Here is a 16,319-nt window from a genome sequence, read left to right on the forward strand (position 1 = left end):
TGTTTCTCTCTACTTGTTCTTATATGCTCTAGTAGCAGGAAGAATCATACTAATTAGTTGTGGAGGGACTTCAATGCACAAAGGATTAAGGTCTGCCGTTTTATGTGCCGCAGTAGTTGTTTCCATGTGGGGTTCGACTTCAGCTGCTTCTGCTCATCCTCTAGTGAACCTTCACAGTTATACCAGCTTTAACACTTATCTGGATGCACTAACAAAGCAATACTGGACTGATGGCAGCAATGCGCATGACCAATGGGAGCTTGACGAACAGAATGCACAATATGAGGCCGACATCGCTGCTGCAAAAATTTATTTTGGCATCGAATAAATTATTTGTAATCCTATAAATAAAATGCGTTAGCTTGAAGCTCCTAGCTCTTTAGGAGCTTCCTCTGTATTTCTACGGCGGCACAAAAATAAGCACCGCTACATTTTAGCAGGTGCTTTTCTAACCTTTACTGCCGTTAATGCTAATACGGCCGCTACGGCTCCAGTAATCGCAAGTGTCAGGAACAAGCTCTTATTCGAACCATTCATGAGCAGTGAAGCAGCCATAGGTCCTGCTGCCACCCCTACGAAGCGCATACTGCTGTATAAAGAACTAATCGTACCTCGCTGTTCCTTCTCAATTCCCTCTGTTATAAAAGAGTCTAAACACGGCAAAGACGCGCCTAACCCCAATCCTGCAGCGCTGAGGCAAGTCATTATTCCAACCACTGACTGAAACAACAGACAAAGGATAACTGCGATGGTGGACACTGTGAATCCGATACAGACGATCCATTTCATTGCATACTTGTTTTCGCCTATCGACTTGCCTGCAATGTATGAAGCCACACTCAAGACGGCTAATGGAATCGCGATAATGCAGCCTTTTACAATACCTTTGTAGCCATGGGCTTCTTCTAATGTCTCAGACAAATAAAATAGCGAGCCAAATAACATAAACATGCCTATGCCGCCGATAACAAACAGTGCCATTAACCATCTGAAATTATCTTTAATCAATTGGATTGTGGTACGCAAAAAGTCTCGCACAGGGACGGATTTATGCTCGGTTGCAGCAGTCGGTTTTTTGACTAGAAACAGCACCAACAATATGGAAATAAAGCATAATACTGGCACAGCCCAAAAAGGTAAATACCAGACAATGGCAACCAAAGCCGAGCCCAAAATAGGGCTTAAAACTTTCCCGATTGTGTTGGAGGTTTCAATCAAGCCAAGACCACTGCTTACATCTTTTTCATTTTTGAACATGTCCCCGACTAACGGAAGCACAATCGGCATCGCCCCCGCTGCTCCAATCCCTTGCAGCACCCTGCCGATTAAAATAATGGAATAGGACTTATCCATCCAAACTGCTGCAGCGCCGCATATACCACCACCTATACCCGCAATAGCAAGACTCGGAATAATAACCGCTTTACGCCCAATGCGGTCTGATAAATATCCTGCGATTGGTATTAAAATAATGGCCATGACGGAGTAAGCGGTAATGAGCAGGCTTGTTTGAAAAGAACTGACTTTAAGCTGTCTCCTTATCTCCGGTAAGACGGGAATCAACATGGAATTGCCTAACGTCATAATTAAGGGAATAGATGAAAGCGCTAATAAATCAGATCGCTTGTCAGCTTGCAAAATCGGCACACCTCCGCACAAATAACCCATTTACGGACCTTAAACAGCTTCCTAAAATGATAATCTGCACGTCAATGACCTTATTTATGCCTGTACATTTATGTACCCCGTTACTTTATAGTGGATTCACTTGAACGCATGCTTGTTTACCGCTTAATTGAATACCCGATTGCTTGTTGCCGGCATGTGCCAAGTCCACCAGCATTCGCTGCAGCAGCGCTTTGGCCTGCTCCCCTTCCTTACCGGTTATTTTGACAACCAATTGTACCGAATCTCCAGACTTTAACAATCTTTCTGCCTGATTAAGCTTGGTTTCATAATCGTGATCTTCAATTCTTGCCGTTAGTCTAATTTCTTTTACTTTAGAATTCTGTTCCCGTTTGCGGGACTGCTGTGCTTCTTCTTTCACCGCACCTGATCGAACTAACCTGCAAGGTGGTGGACTGCTCATTAATGAGGTGCACACTAAATCGACTTTGTGCTCCTTTGCCAAGACCAGTGCCGCTTTTGTGGACATAATACCCAAGTCTTCACCACTGATACCCGTCACATGAACTTCTGCGGCTTTTATTTTTTCATTCTTTATCATTGTGATAACCCCTTTAGCTTCGCTATAATGAACCCATATTAACGTGATTAAGGAGATTAAGCAATGAACTCTAAAGAAATGGAAGAACAAATGATTCAAAGTTATCAGCAGGATGAAAACATGATGATTCTTGTATTTGCGCAATGGTGCGTTAACCATAAGCTGGACCCGGAACAATTGTACCAGCGTGCATATCCCCAACAGACTGCTAATCACGCACTGCAACAAGCAATAGAATTGACCGTTCCAGCAGATGAAGCTGGTGAGATACCAGATCACACGCTGCTTGCTGTCCTTTCCTTATTTGGAAACGAGGATTTGGCTTACATCGTGACAGAAGAGATTCAAAAGAGACCTCCTACGAAAAAATAAGCTTAACGAAATACAACCGACTGCCCTAATTGAGAGCAGTCGGTTGTATTAATTCAGACAAGCTTTACTTTTCGTTTTACATAATGATAAACAACAAAACAAACTAGAAGTACTGCGATTACTATCGCTACAGGCATCAAGTAGGCTTTTGCGAGTGGAGCAACGTCCTTCCATTTTGGCCCCAGACGATAACCCAGATACACATATAAGCTGGTAATCGGCAGCATGGCAGCGTAAGTGTATGCAATAAATTTAACAAGACTCATGTTAGCCATACCGCATGGCAATGATATGGCAGTTCTTACGCCCGGAATAAATCGCCCAAAAAATGCAACTCCCGCGCCATATTTAGCAAAGAAACGTTCCGAAGCTACTATTTCCCGTTCGCGAATCAAGAAATACTTTCCATACTTCAAAATTAAAGGTCGCCCACCATATTTGCCAAGTGCATATAAGGTGAGAGGTCCTGTAACGCCTCCTATCGAACCCGCTAATATGGCAAGCCACAAGTTCATATCACCTTGAAACACCCAATAGCCTACTAAAGGCAGCACGATTTCCGCAGGGATAAATTCAAAGGTTAGCGCCATAATAATACCAGCATAAGATAATTGTTTAAACTGATGCACGATGTCAATAATAAACTGTTCCATTCCTCACCTCATGAAGATTTGCCAGATAAAGCTGATTTTTTTAATACGAGCCATACTTGTCCCGCAATAAACAAGGAAGAGCATACACCAAATATAAGTCCAAGTGTCATCGCAAGGGAAAATAACTGGATCGATTCACTTCCGAATACATATAAAATTAGCGAGGCCACCATTACTGTAAGTCCCGTATTCATCGACCGTACAAAAGTCTGCTTGATGCTGTTATTAACAAGTGCCGACAAGTCGTTCACGTTTTTCAGTGTAGCAAATCTTAAATTTTCCCGTATGCGGTCAAAAATAACAATCGTATCATTGATCGAGTACCCGATAATCGTTAGAATCGCAGCGATAAACGGCAGATTCACTTCCAACTGCAGTAGTGAGAATAGGGTAATTACCATAAATGCGCTGTATAACAAAGCAAGTACAGAAGCAAGTGCAAAACGCCATTCAAATCTAACAGCTACGTAGATGATAATGCCAATACTGGCGAGTAAGACAGCATAAATGGCTTTTAAACCAAGCTCTTGCGCAATTCCCGGGTCGACCGTATGTTCTTCGCCAGATACTTGATCTCCATATGCCTTGCGGAAAGCCTGTATAATCGATTCAGCCTCTCCTTTGTCACTATTAAGCACCTTGTCAAAGCGAATTGTAATACGATCCTGCTCTGTTCCACCGATTGTCATTGTGCCAGGTACTAGTCCTGTCGATTGAACAATCTGATCCGCTTCGGGCTTTGTTATTGATTTCCCTATCGTAATGTCTATGGATGTGCCTGCCTTAAAGTCCACTCCGAAATTAAAACCTAACGTCATAAGCGAAATAATTCCCGCCACTGTCATTGCAATAGACAGACTGAATGCCACCTTGCGGTATTTTACAAAGTCAAACTTCCCATTAGTTTCTGTGATCTGGCGAGTAGTGTTTGCTTGTTCAGCAATAGACGTGATCTGTGATGGCTTTACTCCCAAGTATCCAGGCTTCGTAATCAAATTACTCTTGAGCAATAATTGCAGCAAGAATCGAGCAAAGATTACATTCGTGACGATGCTCAGCAAAATACTTAAAATAAGGGTTAGTGCAAAGCCTTGGATCGCACCTGTCCCCATATAATAAAGTACAGCACCGGCTAAAATAGTCGTGATATTGGCATCCATAATCGTCCGGAAGGAATGTTTAGATCCTGCCTTTAACGCGGAGACCATGCTTTTTCCGCTTCGAATCTCCTCTTTGATCCGTTCATAGGTAATGATATTAGCGTCCACTGCCATCCCAATTCCTAGTACAAATGCGGCAATCCCAGGCAAAGTGAGTGTTGACTGTATAGCATTCATAACTAGGAGAAGCGCCCAGGCATACGTAATTAACGAGATGCTGGCCACAATTCCGGGAACCCGGTACAAAATAATCATAAACAGCAAAATAAATATAGAGGCCAGCGTTCCTGCCTTTACCGTCTGTTCTAACGATTGCTGCCCTAATGTTGCGCCTACAGATTGCGTATATTTTTCGGTCAGCTTAAGCGGCAGTGCCCCCATATTAATAACCTCAGCCAACTCGCGTGCCTCAGCTTGAGTATAGCTGCCTGTAATCGACGCGTTGCCATCTGTCAACACGGATCTGACAACAGGTGCCGACAGCTCTTCCTCATCCAAATAAATGGAGAGCGGCTGGTGAAGCAGCTTCTCTGTGACTTGCTTCAGTTTATCCTTGTCGCGTACTTTGATCTGGATTAACGGTTGATGAAGATCATCAAAGCCTACCTGAGCAGCACCTTCCACAAAATCACTGCCATGCAGCTCGATCTTGCCGTCAGGACCTCTAAACGTCAAGTTAGCTGGCTTCTTCATCATTTCCCGGACAGTTTGTTCGTCGGCTACGCCGGCAATTCGCGCACGAATTCGGTTCGTGCCCTCAGGTGTCACTTCCGGCTCAGCAACTCCGTAAGCATCGGCACGCTTTTCTAAGCTCCGTGCCGTCTGACGAAGCGCTTCCTTCGTGATCGTTCCGCCTTCTTCTACTGGCTGTGCTTCATACAGAATCTCAAAGCCACCTTTGAGATCAAGTCCGAGCTTCGTGTTCTGGATGAGCTGTGGTGATGTCACTGCAATGATTATAAAAGTGATCATAACCGTACATATAAATGCAGCAAGTCTTTTCATTTTCATAACGTTAACGCTCCCTTTATCGGCAATGTAGGCTGAAAAAGAGCAGCACAAAATAAACAGGCTGCCCTGTTTGCTGTTAAAGAGAGCAGATAATGGCTGTCGTTGTCCGTTTGATGGGCATTAGAAATAAACGTCTTATAGCGGTAGCAATATACGTGGAATGATAAGGGAAGCATATTCGTCTAATGGAGCTGATAAACAAACGATACATCACTACAATTAATATCAAATGCAGCAGTGTATATTTAACAGATAGAGCCGACTTGCGTACAAGCATCGCATCTGCCGATTCCAAGTTACTTCCAAATTCTATTGTTTGGTGGATAGTAGGTTCACTCTGTGCTGCAAGCAGTGGAAGGCATAACGAACCCAGCAGCACGAGCACCATCATTATAACTGTGAAGAAATGATATCGACTATGAGTCTGCTTCGTCAACTTGCCACACCCCCCTACCATGATTTAAAGCATAATCTTATCATACGGAGCAAGAAGCAGACAAGCGATGAAAAAGGCAAGACTTTTTAATACTTCTAACAGCACCTGATACAGGCAGCATTACGAATGGAGCGACTGTATCAAGCCCAGAATCCCACAACGTGTGCACAATATATAACACGATTGAGCAAAAGAAATCTTTGCCCAATCGGTTGTATTACGCTACTATTCCTCTAGCTTAAGCATCAAAAATGTACAGCTTTACTCCTCGCACATGCTTCCATACACTAGTGCACCTTTGTGAATAACCGCTTTTCTCACTGCTCGTCTGGCTACAGCTTCGGCTGTGCAGCTTGCTTCTACTAGCACAAGGCTGGCTTCATCGCCAATAGATGGCCACACTTGGTTTCCCTGTTCGTCTAAAGGTGAAATTCCATTGGTAATATATTTAATCGACTGGGATAATGCGAACTCAGAGCTATACCCGTACAATTCAGCCAAACGTCCTACCTTCTCCAGATTGTCTCCATTGCCGAATGGAGACCAATGATCCGTCACGCTGTCAGTCCCAAGCATGACAGGTACTCCATGATGGGACATAAGTGGGATGGGCATATTCATCCTGCCTATCGGCACCGTTGAAGTTACAGCTATGCCAAGCTCTCCAAACCGTTTGGCAAGCGCAGTAACTTCTTCCAATGCATTAGTAGCAAATGCAAACGCATGGCTCACGGTAACTTTGTCCTGCCATCCTGCTTCCTCCGTCAGGTCGGCCAACCTGACAAGCGTTTCTAATCCCACGGCACCCTGATCATGAATATGCACATCAATGCCTGCTCCCGTCTCAACAGCAATATCCATGACCGTTTGCAAGGAGCGCTCGATATCACGATCTACAGTCGCCGGATCAACAGCCCCTACAAACTGGGCACCATTTTGCACGGCTGCTCTGACAAGTGCTGCGGAGTCGGAGTGAAGCAGACCATGCTGCGGAAAAGCGACAAGCGCAGACGTAACTCGGCCTTTGTAATCATCGAGTGCCGAAAGTGTCGACTCCAGCATCCTCAAGCCGCTCACTGGATCGATATTCACATGTCCTCTCACATGAGTCGACCCATGAGATAACAGAAGATCAAGGAGATGGCCCGTACGCTGACGGGCTACAGGAATTAACTCCGGGAGTAGTTTACGTTCCTGCTCTATACGCTCAAATATGCTCGCTGCCGGGCGAACAGCTCGCCAACTTCCACCATAAAATGTCTTGTCCAAGTGAATGTGCGCGTCATGGAAGGAAGGAATCAGAAGCTTTCCATTTGCATCATACGTTGTCAACTGCTCGTCAACGATTATACTAGATCTCGGAACAATTTCCTGGATGAGTCCATCGGCTATCCGAATGTGTAACAATCCCGTACAGGTTCCTACCACTTGCTCGTCTTCATATAAGTATCCTGTGTCCAGACTGACATTTTTAATCCAATATGACGTTTTCATCTTAATACCTCCAATATCCAGCTAAGTCCATCGTCTTGATAATACGAGGTTGTCCCTGCCTATTATTATATAGATGCGCTTCAGCAATCACTCCATGCCTCATGCACGCTGCACACTTATGGTACCATTGGATTTCATATATGAAAAATATATAATAGATTGGGTTATCATATCTTTAACATATGAAAAGGTGGTGCAATCAGCATGGATATTAGACAGCTTCGTTACTTTATAGCCATCGCCGAAGAACAAAATATTACTTCTGCAGCCAGACGGCTGCATATCGCGCAGCCTCCTCTAAGCCAGCAGCTCAAACTTATGGAACATCAATTAGGAGTGGAATTGATTGCACGAAGAGGTAGAACACTAGAACTCACAGAAGCCGGTCGTACCTTGTATAAACATGCTTTGCGAATTACTGCTTTAATGGAGGAATCACAACTTGAGGTTCAAGAGACAGGTGCGGGGCAACGTGGCAAGTTATCCATTGGAGTCAACACCTTACCTTATCCCGACCTGCCTAACCTGCTCGTTCAATTTCGCTCGTCTTTCCCAATGATAGACTATAAGATTAAACAGAATGAATCTGCCCATCTATGTCAGCTTTTACGGGACCGCCAGATCGATTTAGCGATTATTAAATTGCCTTTGGAGCTGCAGGATTTCTCCGTAATTAACTTAATAACGGAACCGCTTCGTTATATAGCGTCACCTACCTATCGGTATCCCCGCAAGCAAGTCACTTTCGCTGAGATGGAACAAACGGCTCTTCTTGTCCCCAGTACAGAAGGTTTAGGTCTGCATCACATTATTGTGGAGCAATTTGCCAAAAGAAGTTTAAATCCCTGCTTTATATGCGAGTGCTCGGATATTTACACCATGTTGGAGCTGGTCAGGTCTGGATTTGGTGCAGCTATTGTCCCTGAATCACTACTGCAAGTTCATCGTGCAACAGAATTAAACGTTTATACCATCGAAGATCTGCATGCCACTTCTTCCACAGCTCTGATTTGGATGCGTGATCATTATTTATCCAAGCCTGCCCAGCATTTTATAAATATGGTTAAGCAGAATCTTAGTGAGAAAGAAGCCCATTAAATCAGGATAATCGCTAAGCAAGCAGGCCAAGTAAGGTAAATGCACAGTTAATCCGATTATCGATAATGACGACTGTTTAGCCTGAGAAGCACCAGAACTAGCGCCCCTATGTAAACTGGCGTCATCAGAAGTACACAGTATAAGTCCCAGTTTGATCGTTTGCCTGCATTCATTAGCACGTCCATTACATGGTAAGCAGGCGGAATGAACCAGCTAAGCGGCAGCAGCCAATCTGGAAAGTTGTGCAAAAAAGCTCCTTGACATAAAGATAGGATTAAAGTTAGCACTAATCCTCCGAGAACCACGCTCCGCTTGCCCACTCCTTTGGATTGAAAACATGCTGTAATACACGCGGCTAGAATGGCTAACTCTAAATGGCCGATCAATCCCAATAGCATATCTTTCCATGTGACTGGTCGATCAAATACTTGCATGAGCACCGGTAAAAGGACAACAAACAAGCAACTGATGCCTATTAATACGCTTGCTGCAATTAATTTACTTAAGAAATATAAATTCGGGTTCTTTATGTGGACAATTGATATCATCTCTTGATAAGGATGCTCCGTGTGGCCGAACCCATAACAGAACCATGCCGAAATAAAAAACAGCATCACGGCACTAGCTGCATAACTATCTAATACTGGATTAGGTTGCATGGAGTACAGCATCATCAGACACAATCCTAACACCGCCAAAGGCGGAAAATAACGATTAGAGCGCACATATTGCCGTAGTAAATATGTAATCATCGTGCTCATGCTGAACAATCCTCCTCATCAGACACGGTACAGATCGTAGCATCTATTTTAAGCAGCAGACGCAGCATGTCATCACAATGATCGGCGGCAACTACCAGCGTATGCCGCTCTTCTTCAGTTATCCAGCCCATAAATCCGATCTGCTGCTGAATCACCGTCATTTGATCGTTGTGCCGCAAGTAGCATTTAATGCGCTTGTTATGTTGAGACGTGTTGTGACACTCACTATACTCCATGCCTATGACCAAGGACTCTAAATGGTCTGCCTTGGAGTAGGACTTTAATAGCTTGCCGCCGCTCAATTCCACCACTTGATCTGCATCTTTCGTTAATATGGATTCGTGGCACGCCGCAACAATCGTGGCCCCCCGCTCCCTATATGCCAACAATTGTCGTCTCAGCTCCTGTTGAGCCTCCTGATCGAGACCAGACATCGGCTCGTCGAGCAGCAGAAAGTCGGGTTGATGAAGCATTGCTTGCATCAGATTGACTTTCTGCAGCATGCCTTTTGAGAAGGTGCCCATGCGCTTATACTGCGAGTGGCTTATGCCCCACTGCCGGTGCAATTCTTCTATTCGTTGACTTAGTATTGTCTTGCTTATCCGGTGAACACGCCCCATAGCGGTGAGGTATTCGCTCGGCGTAAGCTGCAACAGCGGCATTCGTTCAGGTGCATAACCTATAGCATCCACGCGCGGGTCTATGCTGATCTTGCCTTTATCAGGCGCGGCCAGCCCAGCTAGCACTCTCAACAAGGTACTTTTTCCAGAGCCGTTTTCACCAACTAGTACAAGCAGTTGACTTGACTCCACAACCAGGGATAAGTCGTCAAGTACCCTTCTGTTTTTATATCGATATGTAAGTTGACTTACTTGAAGCATACAGTTGATACCTCCACAAAAATAACGAGCCTAGCAAGAGACTATTTCTGACATTTCTGATCCTTCTCTCATTTATTTATTATACGACTAAACAGCAGCATTTCCCAATAGATAGAGAATATAGGATACAATACGCCAGTTTCATAAGATGCTGCTTGTTTTTCTGAAAAAGGGATAACAAAAAGAGCCGTGGACAATTCCCCACGACTCCTCTACTGCATACAAAATGTTACATCTTCTTGCTGCCAGTTAAGCGACTCTGAATAATAATCCAACCTAATGTTGTCAGAATAACACTAACGAGCACAAATAACAGCAATGGACTAAAGGTAGAATCAAGCTGACGACTAGGCTTAGGCAGCTTGGCCTCTATACCATGTACAGCCAAATATTGCGTAAAATACAATTGTGCATGGGGATCATCCTGCTGCTGCACTTTTGTGTCCTTTATGCGCACCATGCCATTAGTTCCGCCGACAGGTGTCATGAGATTAGTATCTAAGTCCCGCTCCAGAAACAATAGATACTCCCCGCCTGCATTCTGATGATCAAGAGCTCCCTGTTGATCATCTCGGTCAATTCCTGCGATTATCATTCTGGGGCAATACCCCTTTATAACGTGAGAGACCGTAAAATTATATCCTTCCCACATCGATGATTGATCTGCGGTGGGGTCGTTAAACGTATATATGCCTGTAACTACAAGTTGAGCCCGCTGAACGACCATTTCTGGCTCCATCCGAATCCAGCTGGTGGCGTGCACCTGATCGTGAACGTAGACATTAAGCAGCAGAACTATTCCTATTACACGAGCCCACAAAATCCTGCTTCGAATAAACACATGGATCCTCCTCGGCAGCAGCATACATTCATCTCTTACAAGCTTCTGTAAAATAGACGTAAGCTTGACCAATAAGGTTACATGTTATTTACATTTCATTATATGAACAATAACGCCAAGCAAGTTCACCATCTTAAATCGAACAAGCACCATCTGAGCATGAATCTCCTGTGCTTGACCCCGCTACCCCTTCTTGTGTTGCGGCTTCGTTCCAGGCTTTAAGCAGTTGTTCTGCAAATGCTTCCGTTGGTTGCGCACCAGAAATACCATACTTCTCGTTCAAGACAAAAAACGGCACCGCACGAATGCCAAGTCGTCCCGCTAATTGCTCATCAAAACGCGCATCCTGAGCATATTGCTCGCTCGCCAGCATCTCTAGAACTGCCTCTCGATCGAGGCCAACACCAACAGCTAAATCAGACAACACGTCATGATTGCCAATGTGCTTGGAGTCCGTAAATACGGCACGGAACAAAGCTTCGTTCATCTCTCGCATCTTGCCGTTCTGAGCGGCAAAGTGAGTCAATCGATGAGCATCAAACGAATTGCTCAGCACCATCGTATCAAAATGGTAAGTCAATCCGACACTCTTCGCTTGCTCCGTAATGTTATCATTCATTGATTTTGCTTGCTGTACACTCATATTGTACTTTTTCGACAGCATCGTATGGACATCATAATCAACATCACGGGCAGCTTCAGGATCAAGCTCAAAGCTGCGGTAGATCACTTCTACTTTATCCTTATGCGGGAATTGATCCAGCGCCTCCTCAAAACGGCGTTTACCAATATAACAAAATGGACACATATAGTCAGACCAAATTTCAACTTTCATAATAGACCTCCTCATTTGATTGTCATCATATTTAATTAAGTACACCCATTGTAACTCTTATAGTTACAACAATCAAGTAACTTACTTTTATTTTGTTAAAATGTCGTTTCCCCTACTCAAATTATATATGCATCTTGTTCCTTTTATTGTAAAATAAATAATAAAAGTACATCACTTGGAAAGGGGTGACGAGGCTTCCGATATGAATCGTTATTTTGATGTCAATCATACCCAGCTCTTTACGTTTTATTCACCTGCACACTTAAGTGCATTATCTGTATTTGTGTTATGCCTGATTTTGTTATATGTCAATCGTCAGCGCCTTCACAAAAGCCACTATCGTAAATACGGACGATTTATCTTGGCTGCTGTTCTAGTACTATGTGAGGTGACACTTAATATATGGTACATCACACAAGGCGTTTTCCGTCTTCAGGACACACTCCCGTTGGAATTATGCAGCATTTCATTATATCTATGTGTTTTTATGCTGCTGTTTAATAATCGGTTTCTATTTCAGATTGTCTATTTCACTGGAATTGGTGGGGCACTTCAAGCCATACTTACGCCCGCTCTCACCTTTGATTTCCCTCATTATCGCTTTCTTGAGTTTTTTATTGCCCACTTTGCAATCATGTTGGCTGTGCTCTATATGGTATGGGTGGAACAATACAGGCCGACGTTTAAATCCGTAGGGCTAGCGATGGCATTCTTAAATGTATTGCTGGTAGTAGTCGGCTCCATTAACTATGCCGTAGGTGGGAACTATATGTTCCTGATGAAGAAACCGGACACAGCCTCTATGCTTGATCTGTTAGGTCCATATCCATGGTATTTACTATCTTTAGAAGCTGTGGCGTTTGTATTGTTTATATTGCTTTACTTGCCATTTATTTTTGTTGCACGGGCTCAGCTGTCACGCAATAAGCTCCCATTGTCCGAGTAACGGATCACTGTGAACACTGGTTCACATACATTCAATACGTTTCAGAATAAGAGGCTATCACATTTCGGCGGAGATATCAGGGCTCCGCTCTTTGTGATGCCAAGAATAATAAAATGTAAAAAAACGCTTCCAAAACAATTGAAACAACTAACCAAGTGTGATATAAATAATGTTAATAGAATTGCCATTTAACAACCCGCTTCGTAACGTTTGGCCGCCGACAATTATTAATCCTCATACCCTCATTAATTTTTGCTCGACACTCAACTTTTCATCATCCCATGTTAGCCTCTACTTTCTTTCTTTATTAATTCGGATATTCTCACTAATAGACGATACAGATGGACTGGCTCGAAATAATAGAGTGCTGGGGGAGGTGGTTGCAGCTCATACTGTTTAGCTTGCTCACAGCTATGGGTCGACACATGTAGCTTATACAAATCGAAGGGTGATGATGATTGATGAAAAGATTGTCCGGTGTTATTTTTTTGTATGTTATGGTAGCACTCTTATTCTCCTCACCAGCATCTGCATATGAAGGTTATCAATATTATCAACACAACACATATAGCCATCTGAATGTCAAAATTGATGTTGCATATAAAGGTCCTGAAACAAGCGGTACACGTCAGTTTGTCGTTAGATTGTTTAAGATTACCCCTTGGGGTGAGATGCCTGGAGAAAATGATATTTTTATTAATTTTGATTTATCAGAGCCCAAGCCTCATCCTAATGCCTATCGTATCAAAACGGTGGTTGATACCTTCTTCCAACTTGATCCTGGCCAATATGTGATCCGAGTATATGCTGACGGCGGTGCTGATAAATGGTCATACAGCATTGCGGCGCCTTATTAATTAGAACTTAAGAAGTTCAATCAAAAAGAGCAGACCTTCCAGTAGCATGGAAGCGTCTGCTCTTCTTATTTATGATATTGTGGCAGGCTCACTTGTATATACAGTTACAACCCTTTTATCAAGGGAAGACCGCTCGATGCCATTATTGACACAGAGCTCGTCAAGCAGTTGATCCAACACTACTTTTTCAGTCGTGAACAGTGTCTCAAGACCTTCATCTATTTTATCCAACAAAGCGGGAAGCGTTGTAAAATAATACTTTAACAACAAATTTCTCAGCTTCAGTGCCAAACGCTCCATACTTTCATATGCCTGAAGTGTTGTGCTGTCGGCATTTAGATACCCATGCTGTTGCAAATAACGAATTCGCTGCACCATAAATCTTTTGTGCTCCCAGAGCAAATGCAGAGGACGAACGTCTAAGGCAATCTGATCCTTCCCCAGCAGTTTGAAATAATGCTGTAGCGCCTGATAAACTTTCATTCCATATACACCTGGTTCCAAGTTGCGATATAAGCCCATCCGCCGGGATGAGTTAATGCCGTGGAGATACTCTGTCAATGATTCCATCATCACACCGAGATCAAAATCATATAATCCGTATTTCAAGTCATACTTGGTTTGTTCATAATTGTCAGCTTTACGGAACATACTAATATAGTTGTGTGTTGTTGGACTATTGTAGGCCGTCTCAAACTCTTCAAAACTAATTTCCCGGCAGCTAAAAGCCCGATCCCTATTAAAACCCGCAACCGTATAAGTCTGTTTGTCCAAATTGTACCCTAACACTAGCAGATCATGGGTCATGTGTCGGAAATTATAGCACAACGTGTTTGGAATGTAATATTCATCGATATAAGAGAAGAAGTAAAAGCCCCGGTCAATATGATCGATAATAAAATCACGTATGTTGATATTCATTCGGGTCAACATCTCTTTATCCGTACGATGATAATCCAGCCAAGGCACATTGCCAAAAATAATTAACAGGTCCGGGTAAAAATCCAATCGATACTCACCTAGATCAATGTACTGCTGTGTTATATGAAGCTGAACATAGTTTGTGTAAAACCAATCCATACAGCGCTCGTCATCTTGAAGAACACCAAGTACATAGGCATGCCCCAGAAAACCATACAATTGTGGCTGGCTAAAAGGTAATATGTTCTCCCGCATGAAAATCCTCATTTCTTATCTGAGTAGTATAGTAGGTCAATAAAATGGATTAGAAAGAATCTTTATCTGCAAACATGCGGACACATCGATTACAAACCAATAAATTGTCATTTCGCATATAATTGCGGAATTTGACTGCACGTTCCCCTTCCCACATATCCTGGAACGTATCTTCGTAAATGTTGCCATATTTATAATCCGGGAAATCTACACAAGGGTATACATCCCCAGTACGACGGACAACCAGCTCATGCCATGGTGCAACACATTTGGTATGGCCAAATACGTTATCAATGTCGGTGAAATATTCATGAATATCGATATACTGCGAGGAATCGACTCCCTCAGAGCGCCATATTTCTTCCATATCACGTTTTAATAATTGGGTATCGATGCCGATATCTTCCTCAACAAAGCCCTGCCAAGCAGGAGATACGTTGCAATCCAGATGCTCTTTCATTTGTTCTGCGTACATTAAACCGCGTTCCTGTGACGTAAACAGCAGTGGAGCGAAGTTAACCGACATATCGCGGCGCTTTGTCCAAGGTGTCTTCGTGTCATGCAGGACAATGTTGGCGTCCTTGAAGCGATCTCTGAGCGCTTGCATGAAGTTTTTGGTACTTTTGTAGTTGTACTTGGACAATACCATCGTAATGTTAATAAAGGGAAACATTTTATTGTTTCGTTTTTTCTCTTGAATCAACATTTCAACATTTTCACAGACCGTATTAAAGCTGCCTTTGCCTCGAATGGAATCGTGGAATTCTTCAGGTCCGTCAAGAGAAATATTCATGGCTACAATATTTTTCATAATAAACGGAATCTGCTTTTTCATTAATGAACCATTTGTCAACAAATAAATGTTGGCCTTTTTACTGCGCAGATGTTCAACCAGCTCATTTAAATGCTTGTACAGCATCGGTTCTCCGCCCGTAATTATGACACCCAACTTCTTGTTGTTCGCCGTCACCTGATCGATAAACCCTTTCAGAACGTTAATGTCGAGCTGTTCACGAATGACACGCTGCGGCTCCTTTAACGCCCAACCTGTCTCCCCCCAAATGTGGCAGAAGCTGCAACGATAATTGCACATCTCAGACGGGAAAAGAGTTAATTGTTTAATCTCTGGTGTTAAATTGCGGACATAATCATTTAATGCTTCATCTCTTAAACCTATTGCTTCAGTTAACATATTAGTTTCCTCGCCTTCATCTTCTATATATAGGGTTGTGTTGCAGGGTCAACAGGCACATAGCAGGATTATTCGTTCTCGCCATCCGAAGATAAAATGTAGTTCATAATGCTGTTAATTGTCATAAAATTACGAAAATCCAAATCTTCATCTTTCCAAGTCACGCCAAACTCCATTTCTGCAGCAATGACCAGCTTAATAAACGTAACCGAGTTGACTCCTAACACCGTCAGCTCATCATCTGGGCCTAGTTGGTCCAAAGCATCACTGTCATCAACATTGTCCTTCAGCATTTCAATTACACGTGCCCGCAAGTCGTTTTGAAGTTCGGTTGTCATTGTAAATTCCTCCTAAAATGTTTGAATGATGGATTTATATA

The 16,319-nt window shown here is 43.2% G+C and carries 18 protein-coding genes; 5 read left to right on the top strand and 13 right to left on the bottom strand.

Annotated elements, in window-relative coordinates; all coding sequences use genetic code 11:
• Window positions 1–73 precede the first annotated feature (73 nt).
• Window positions 74–328, top strand: a complete 255-nt coding sequence (locus MH117_RS07455) for a hypothetical protein (RefSeq protein ID WP_239328050.1) — start codon at window positions 74–76, stop codon at window positions 326–328.
• Between the two features lie 98 nt (window positions 329–426).
• Here MH117_RS07455 and MH117_RS07460 read toward each other — a convergent pair whose 3' ends face one another.
• Together MH117_RS07460 and infC are read right to left on the bottom strand one after the other, a co-directional pair.
• Window positions 427–1,584, bottom strand: coding sequence for an MFS transporter (locus MH117_RS07460; RefSeq protein ID WP_275444585.1), 1,158 nt, complete (start codon window positions 1,582–1,584; stop codon window positions 427–429).
• 169 nt (window positions 1,585–1,753) lie between these two features.
• Window positions 1,754–2,227 carry a translation initiation factor IF-3 gene (gene infC / locus MH117_RS07465; RefSeq protein ID WP_239328052.1) on the bottom strand — a complete coding sequence of 158 codons (474 nt, stop codon included), beginning with the start codon at window positions 2,225–2,227 and terminating at the stop codon, window positions 1,754–1,756.
• Between the two features lie 63 nt (window positions 2,228–2,290).
• On the opposite strand from infC, the gene MH117_RS07470 reads away from it, so the two are divergent.
• On the top strand, window positions 2,291–2,599 hold the full coding sequence (locus tag MH117_RS07470) for a hypothetical protein (protein WP_239328053.1): 309 nt from the start codon (window positions 2,291–2,293) through the stop codon (window positions 2,597–2,599).
• 53 nt (window positions 2,600–2,652) lie between these two features.
• Here the strand turns inward: MH117_RS07470 and MH117_RS07475 are convergent, their stop codons facing one another.
• From MH117_RS07475 to MH117_RS07490, 4 genes are all read right to left on the bottom strand, one after another.
• Entirely contained in the window at window positions 2,653–3,252 is a 600-nt protein-coding gene (locus tag MH117_RS07475) for a DedA family protein (protein ID WP_239328054.1), read from the bottom strand.
• 8 nt (window positions 3,253–3,260) lie between these two features.
• Window positions 3,261–5,423, bottom strand: a complete 2,163-nt coding sequence (secD, locus tag MH117_RS07480; protein WP_239328055.1) for a protein translocase subunit SecD — start codon at window positions 5,421–5,423, stop codon at window positions 3,261–3,263.
• A gap of 76 nt (window positions 5,424–5,499) precedes the next feature.
• Complete coding sequence (locus MH117_RS07485) at window positions 5,500–5,859, bottom strand: hypothetical protein (RefSeq protein ID WP_239328056.1); 360 nt, start codon at window positions 5,857–5,859, stop codon at window positions 5,500–5,502.
• A 261-nt stretch (window positions 5,860–6,120) separates the two neighbouring features.
• A complete protein-coding gene (locus MH117_RS07490) occupies window positions 6,121–7,353 on the bottom strand; it encodes an amidohydrolase (protein WP_239328057.1) in 1,233 nt (410 codons plus the stop codon).
• A 204-nt stretch (window positions 7,354–7,557) separates the two neighbouring features.
• Between MH117_RS07490 and MH117_RS07495 the strand changes: the two genes are divergently transcribed.
• Window positions 7,558–8,451 carry a LysR family transcriptional regulator gene (locus MH117_RS07495; RefSeq protein WP_239328058.1) on the top strand — a complete coding sequence of 298 codons (894 nt, stop codon included), beginning with the start codon at window positions 7,558–7,560 and terminating at the stop codon, window positions 8,449–8,451.
• A gap of 56 nt (window positions 8,452–8,507) precedes the next feature.
• Here MH117_RS07495 and MH117_RS07500 read toward each other — a convergent pair whose 3' ends face one another.
• The 4 genes from MH117_RS07500 to MH117_RS07515 form a co-directional block, all read right to left on the bottom strand.
• Window positions 8,508–9,212: a hypothetical protein gene (locus tag MH117_RS07500; protein WP_239328059.1), complete on the bottom strand. Its 705-nt coding sequence runs from the start codon at window positions 9,210–9,212 to the stop codon at window positions 8,508–8,510.
• On the bottom strand, window positions 9,209–10,093 hold the full coding sequence (locus MH117_RS07505; protein WP_239328060.1) for an ABC transporter ATP-binding protein: 885 nt from the start codon (window positions 10,091–10,093) through the stop codon (window positions 9,209–9,211). The genes MH117_RS07500 and MH117_RS07505 overlap by 4 nt, the downstream gene beginning before the upstream one ends.
• 229 nt (window positions 10,094–10,322) lie before the next feature.
• On the bottom strand, window positions 10,323–10,934 hold the full coding sequence (locus MH117_RS07510) for a hypothetical protein (protein ID WP_239328061.1): 612 nt from the start codon (window positions 10,932–10,934) through the stop codon (window positions 10,323–10,325).
• 133 nt (window positions 10,935–11,067) lie between these two features.
• Window positions 11,068–11,769: a DsbA family oxidoreductase gene (locus MH117_RS07515; RefSeq protein ID WP_239328062.1), complete on the bottom strand. Its 702-nt coding sequence runs from the start codon at window positions 11,767–11,769 to the stop codon at window positions 11,068–11,070.
• 202 nt (window positions 11,770–11,971) lie between these two features.
• Here MH117_RS07515 and MH117_RS07520 point away from each other — a divergent pair, with 202 nt between their 5' ends.
• Together MH117_RS07520 and MH117_RS07525 are read left to right on the top strand one after the other, a co-directional pair.
• The gene (locus MH117_RS07520) at window positions 11,972–12,715 is read left to right on the top strand and encodes a YwaF family protein (protein ID WP_239328063.1); all 744 of its coding nucleotides are present in this window, start codon (window positions 11,972–11,974) and stop codon (window positions 12,713–12,715) included.
• A gap of 461 nt (window positions 12,716–13,176) precedes the next feature.
• On the top strand, window positions 13,177–13,572 hold the full coding sequence (locus tag MH117_RS07525) for a hypothetical protein (RefSeq protein WP_239328064.1): 396 nt from the start codon (window positions 13,177–13,179) through the stop codon (window positions 13,570–13,572).
• A 69-nt stretch (window positions 13,573–13,641) separates the two neighbouring features.
• Here MH117_RS07525 and MH117_RS07530 read toward each other — a convergent pair whose 3' ends face one another.
• The 3 genes from MH117_RS07530 to MH117_RS07540 form a co-directional block, all read right to left on the bottom strand.
• The gene (locus tag MH117_RS07530) at window positions 13,642–14,748 is read right to left on the bottom strand and encodes a hypothetical protein (RefSeq protein ID WP_239328065.1); all 1,107 of its coding nucleotides are present in this window, start codon (window positions 14,746–14,748) and stop codon (window positions 13,642–13,644) included.
• A 49-nt stretch (window positions 14,749–14,797) separates the two neighbouring features.
• Window positions 14,798–15,940 carry a radical SAM/SPASM domain-containing protein gene (locus tag MH117_RS07535; protein WP_239328066.1) on the bottom strand — a complete coding sequence of 381 codons (1,143 nt, stop codon included), beginning with the start codon at window positions 15,938–15,940 and terminating at the stop codon, window positions 14,798–14,800.
• A gap of 68 nt (window positions 15,941–16,008) precedes the next feature.
• On the bottom strand, window positions 16,009–16,278 hold the full coding sequence (locus MH117_RS07540) for an acyl carrier protein (protein WP_239328067.1): 270 nt from the start codon (window positions 16,276–16,278) through the stop codon (window positions 16,009–16,011).
• Window positions 16,279–16,319 lie beyond the last annotated feature (41 nt).

It is taken from the genome of Paenibacillus sp. ACRRX (assembly GCF_022346885.1).
Lineage (GTDB): Bacteria > Bacillota > Bacilli > Paenibacillales > Paenibacillaceae > Paenibacillus_B.

Excerpts from the sequence above, each read along its gene's own strand:
- MH117_RS07530 (WP_239328065.1), bottom strand. The coding sequence starts at position 14,748 with ATGCGGGAGAACATATTACCTTTTAGCCAGCCACAATTGTATGGTTTT.
- MH117_RS07525 (WP_239328064.1), top strand. The coding sequence starts at position 13,177 with ATGAAAAGATTGTCCGGTGTTATTTTTTTGTATGTTATGGTAGCACTC.
- MH117_RS07500 (WP_239328059.1), bottom strand. The coding sequence starts at position 9,212 with ATGAGCACGATGATTACATATTTACTACGGCAATATGTGCGCTCTAAT.
- secD (WP_239328055.1), bottom strand. The coding sequence starts at position 5,423 with ATGAAAATGAAAAGACTTGCTGCATTTATATGTACGGTTATGATCACT.
- MH117_RS07490 (WP_239328057.1), bottom strand. The coding sequence starts at position 7,353 with ATGAAAACGTCATATTGGATTAAAAATGTCAGTCTGGACACAGGATAC.
- MH117_RS07475 (WP_239328054.1), bottom strand. The coding sequence starts at position 3,252 with ATGGAACAGTTTATTATTGACATCGTGCATCAGTTTAAACAATTATCT.
- MH117_RS07515 (WP_239328062.1), bottom strand. The coding sequence starts at position 11,769 with ATGAAAGTTGAAATTTGGTCTGACTATATGTGTCCATTTTGTTATATT.
- MH117_RS07470 (WP_239328053.1), top strand. The coding sequence starts at position 2,291 with ATGAACTCTAAAGAAATGGAAGAACAAATGATTCAAAGTTATCAGCAG.
- MH117_RS07520 (WP_239328063.1), top strand. The coding sequence starts at position 11,972 with ATGAATCGTTATTTTGATGTCAATCATACCCAGCTCTTTACGTTTTAT.
- MH117_RS07540 (WP_239328067.1), bottom strand. The coding sequence starts at position 16,278 with ATGACAACCGAACTTCAAAACGACTTGCGGGCACGTGTAATTGAAATG.
- MH117_RS07495 (WP_239328058.1), top strand. The coding sequence starts at position 7,558 with ATGGATATTAGACAGCTTCGTTACTTTATAGCCATCGCCGAAGAACAA.
- MH117_RS07455 (WP_239328050.1), top strand. The coding sequence starts at position 74 with ATGCACAAAGGATTAAGGTCTGCCGTTTTATGTGCCGCAGTAGTTGTT.
- MH117_RS07505 (WP_239328060.1), bottom strand. The coding sequence starts at position 10,093 with ATGCTTCAAGTAAGTCAACTTACATATCGATATAAAAACAGAAGGGTA.
- MH117_RS07460 (WP_275444585.1), bottom strand. The coding sequence starts at position 1,584 with ATGACGTTAGGCAATTCCATGTTGATTCCCGTCTTACCGGAGATAAGG.
- MH117_RS07535 (WP_239328066.1), bottom strand. The coding sequence starts at position 15,940 with ATGTTAACTGAAGCAATAGGTTTAAGAGATGAAGCATTAAATGATTAT.
- infC (WP_239328052.1), bottom strand. The coding sequence starts at position 2,227 with ATGATAAAGAATGAAAAAATAAAAGCCGCAGAAGTTCATGTGACGGGT.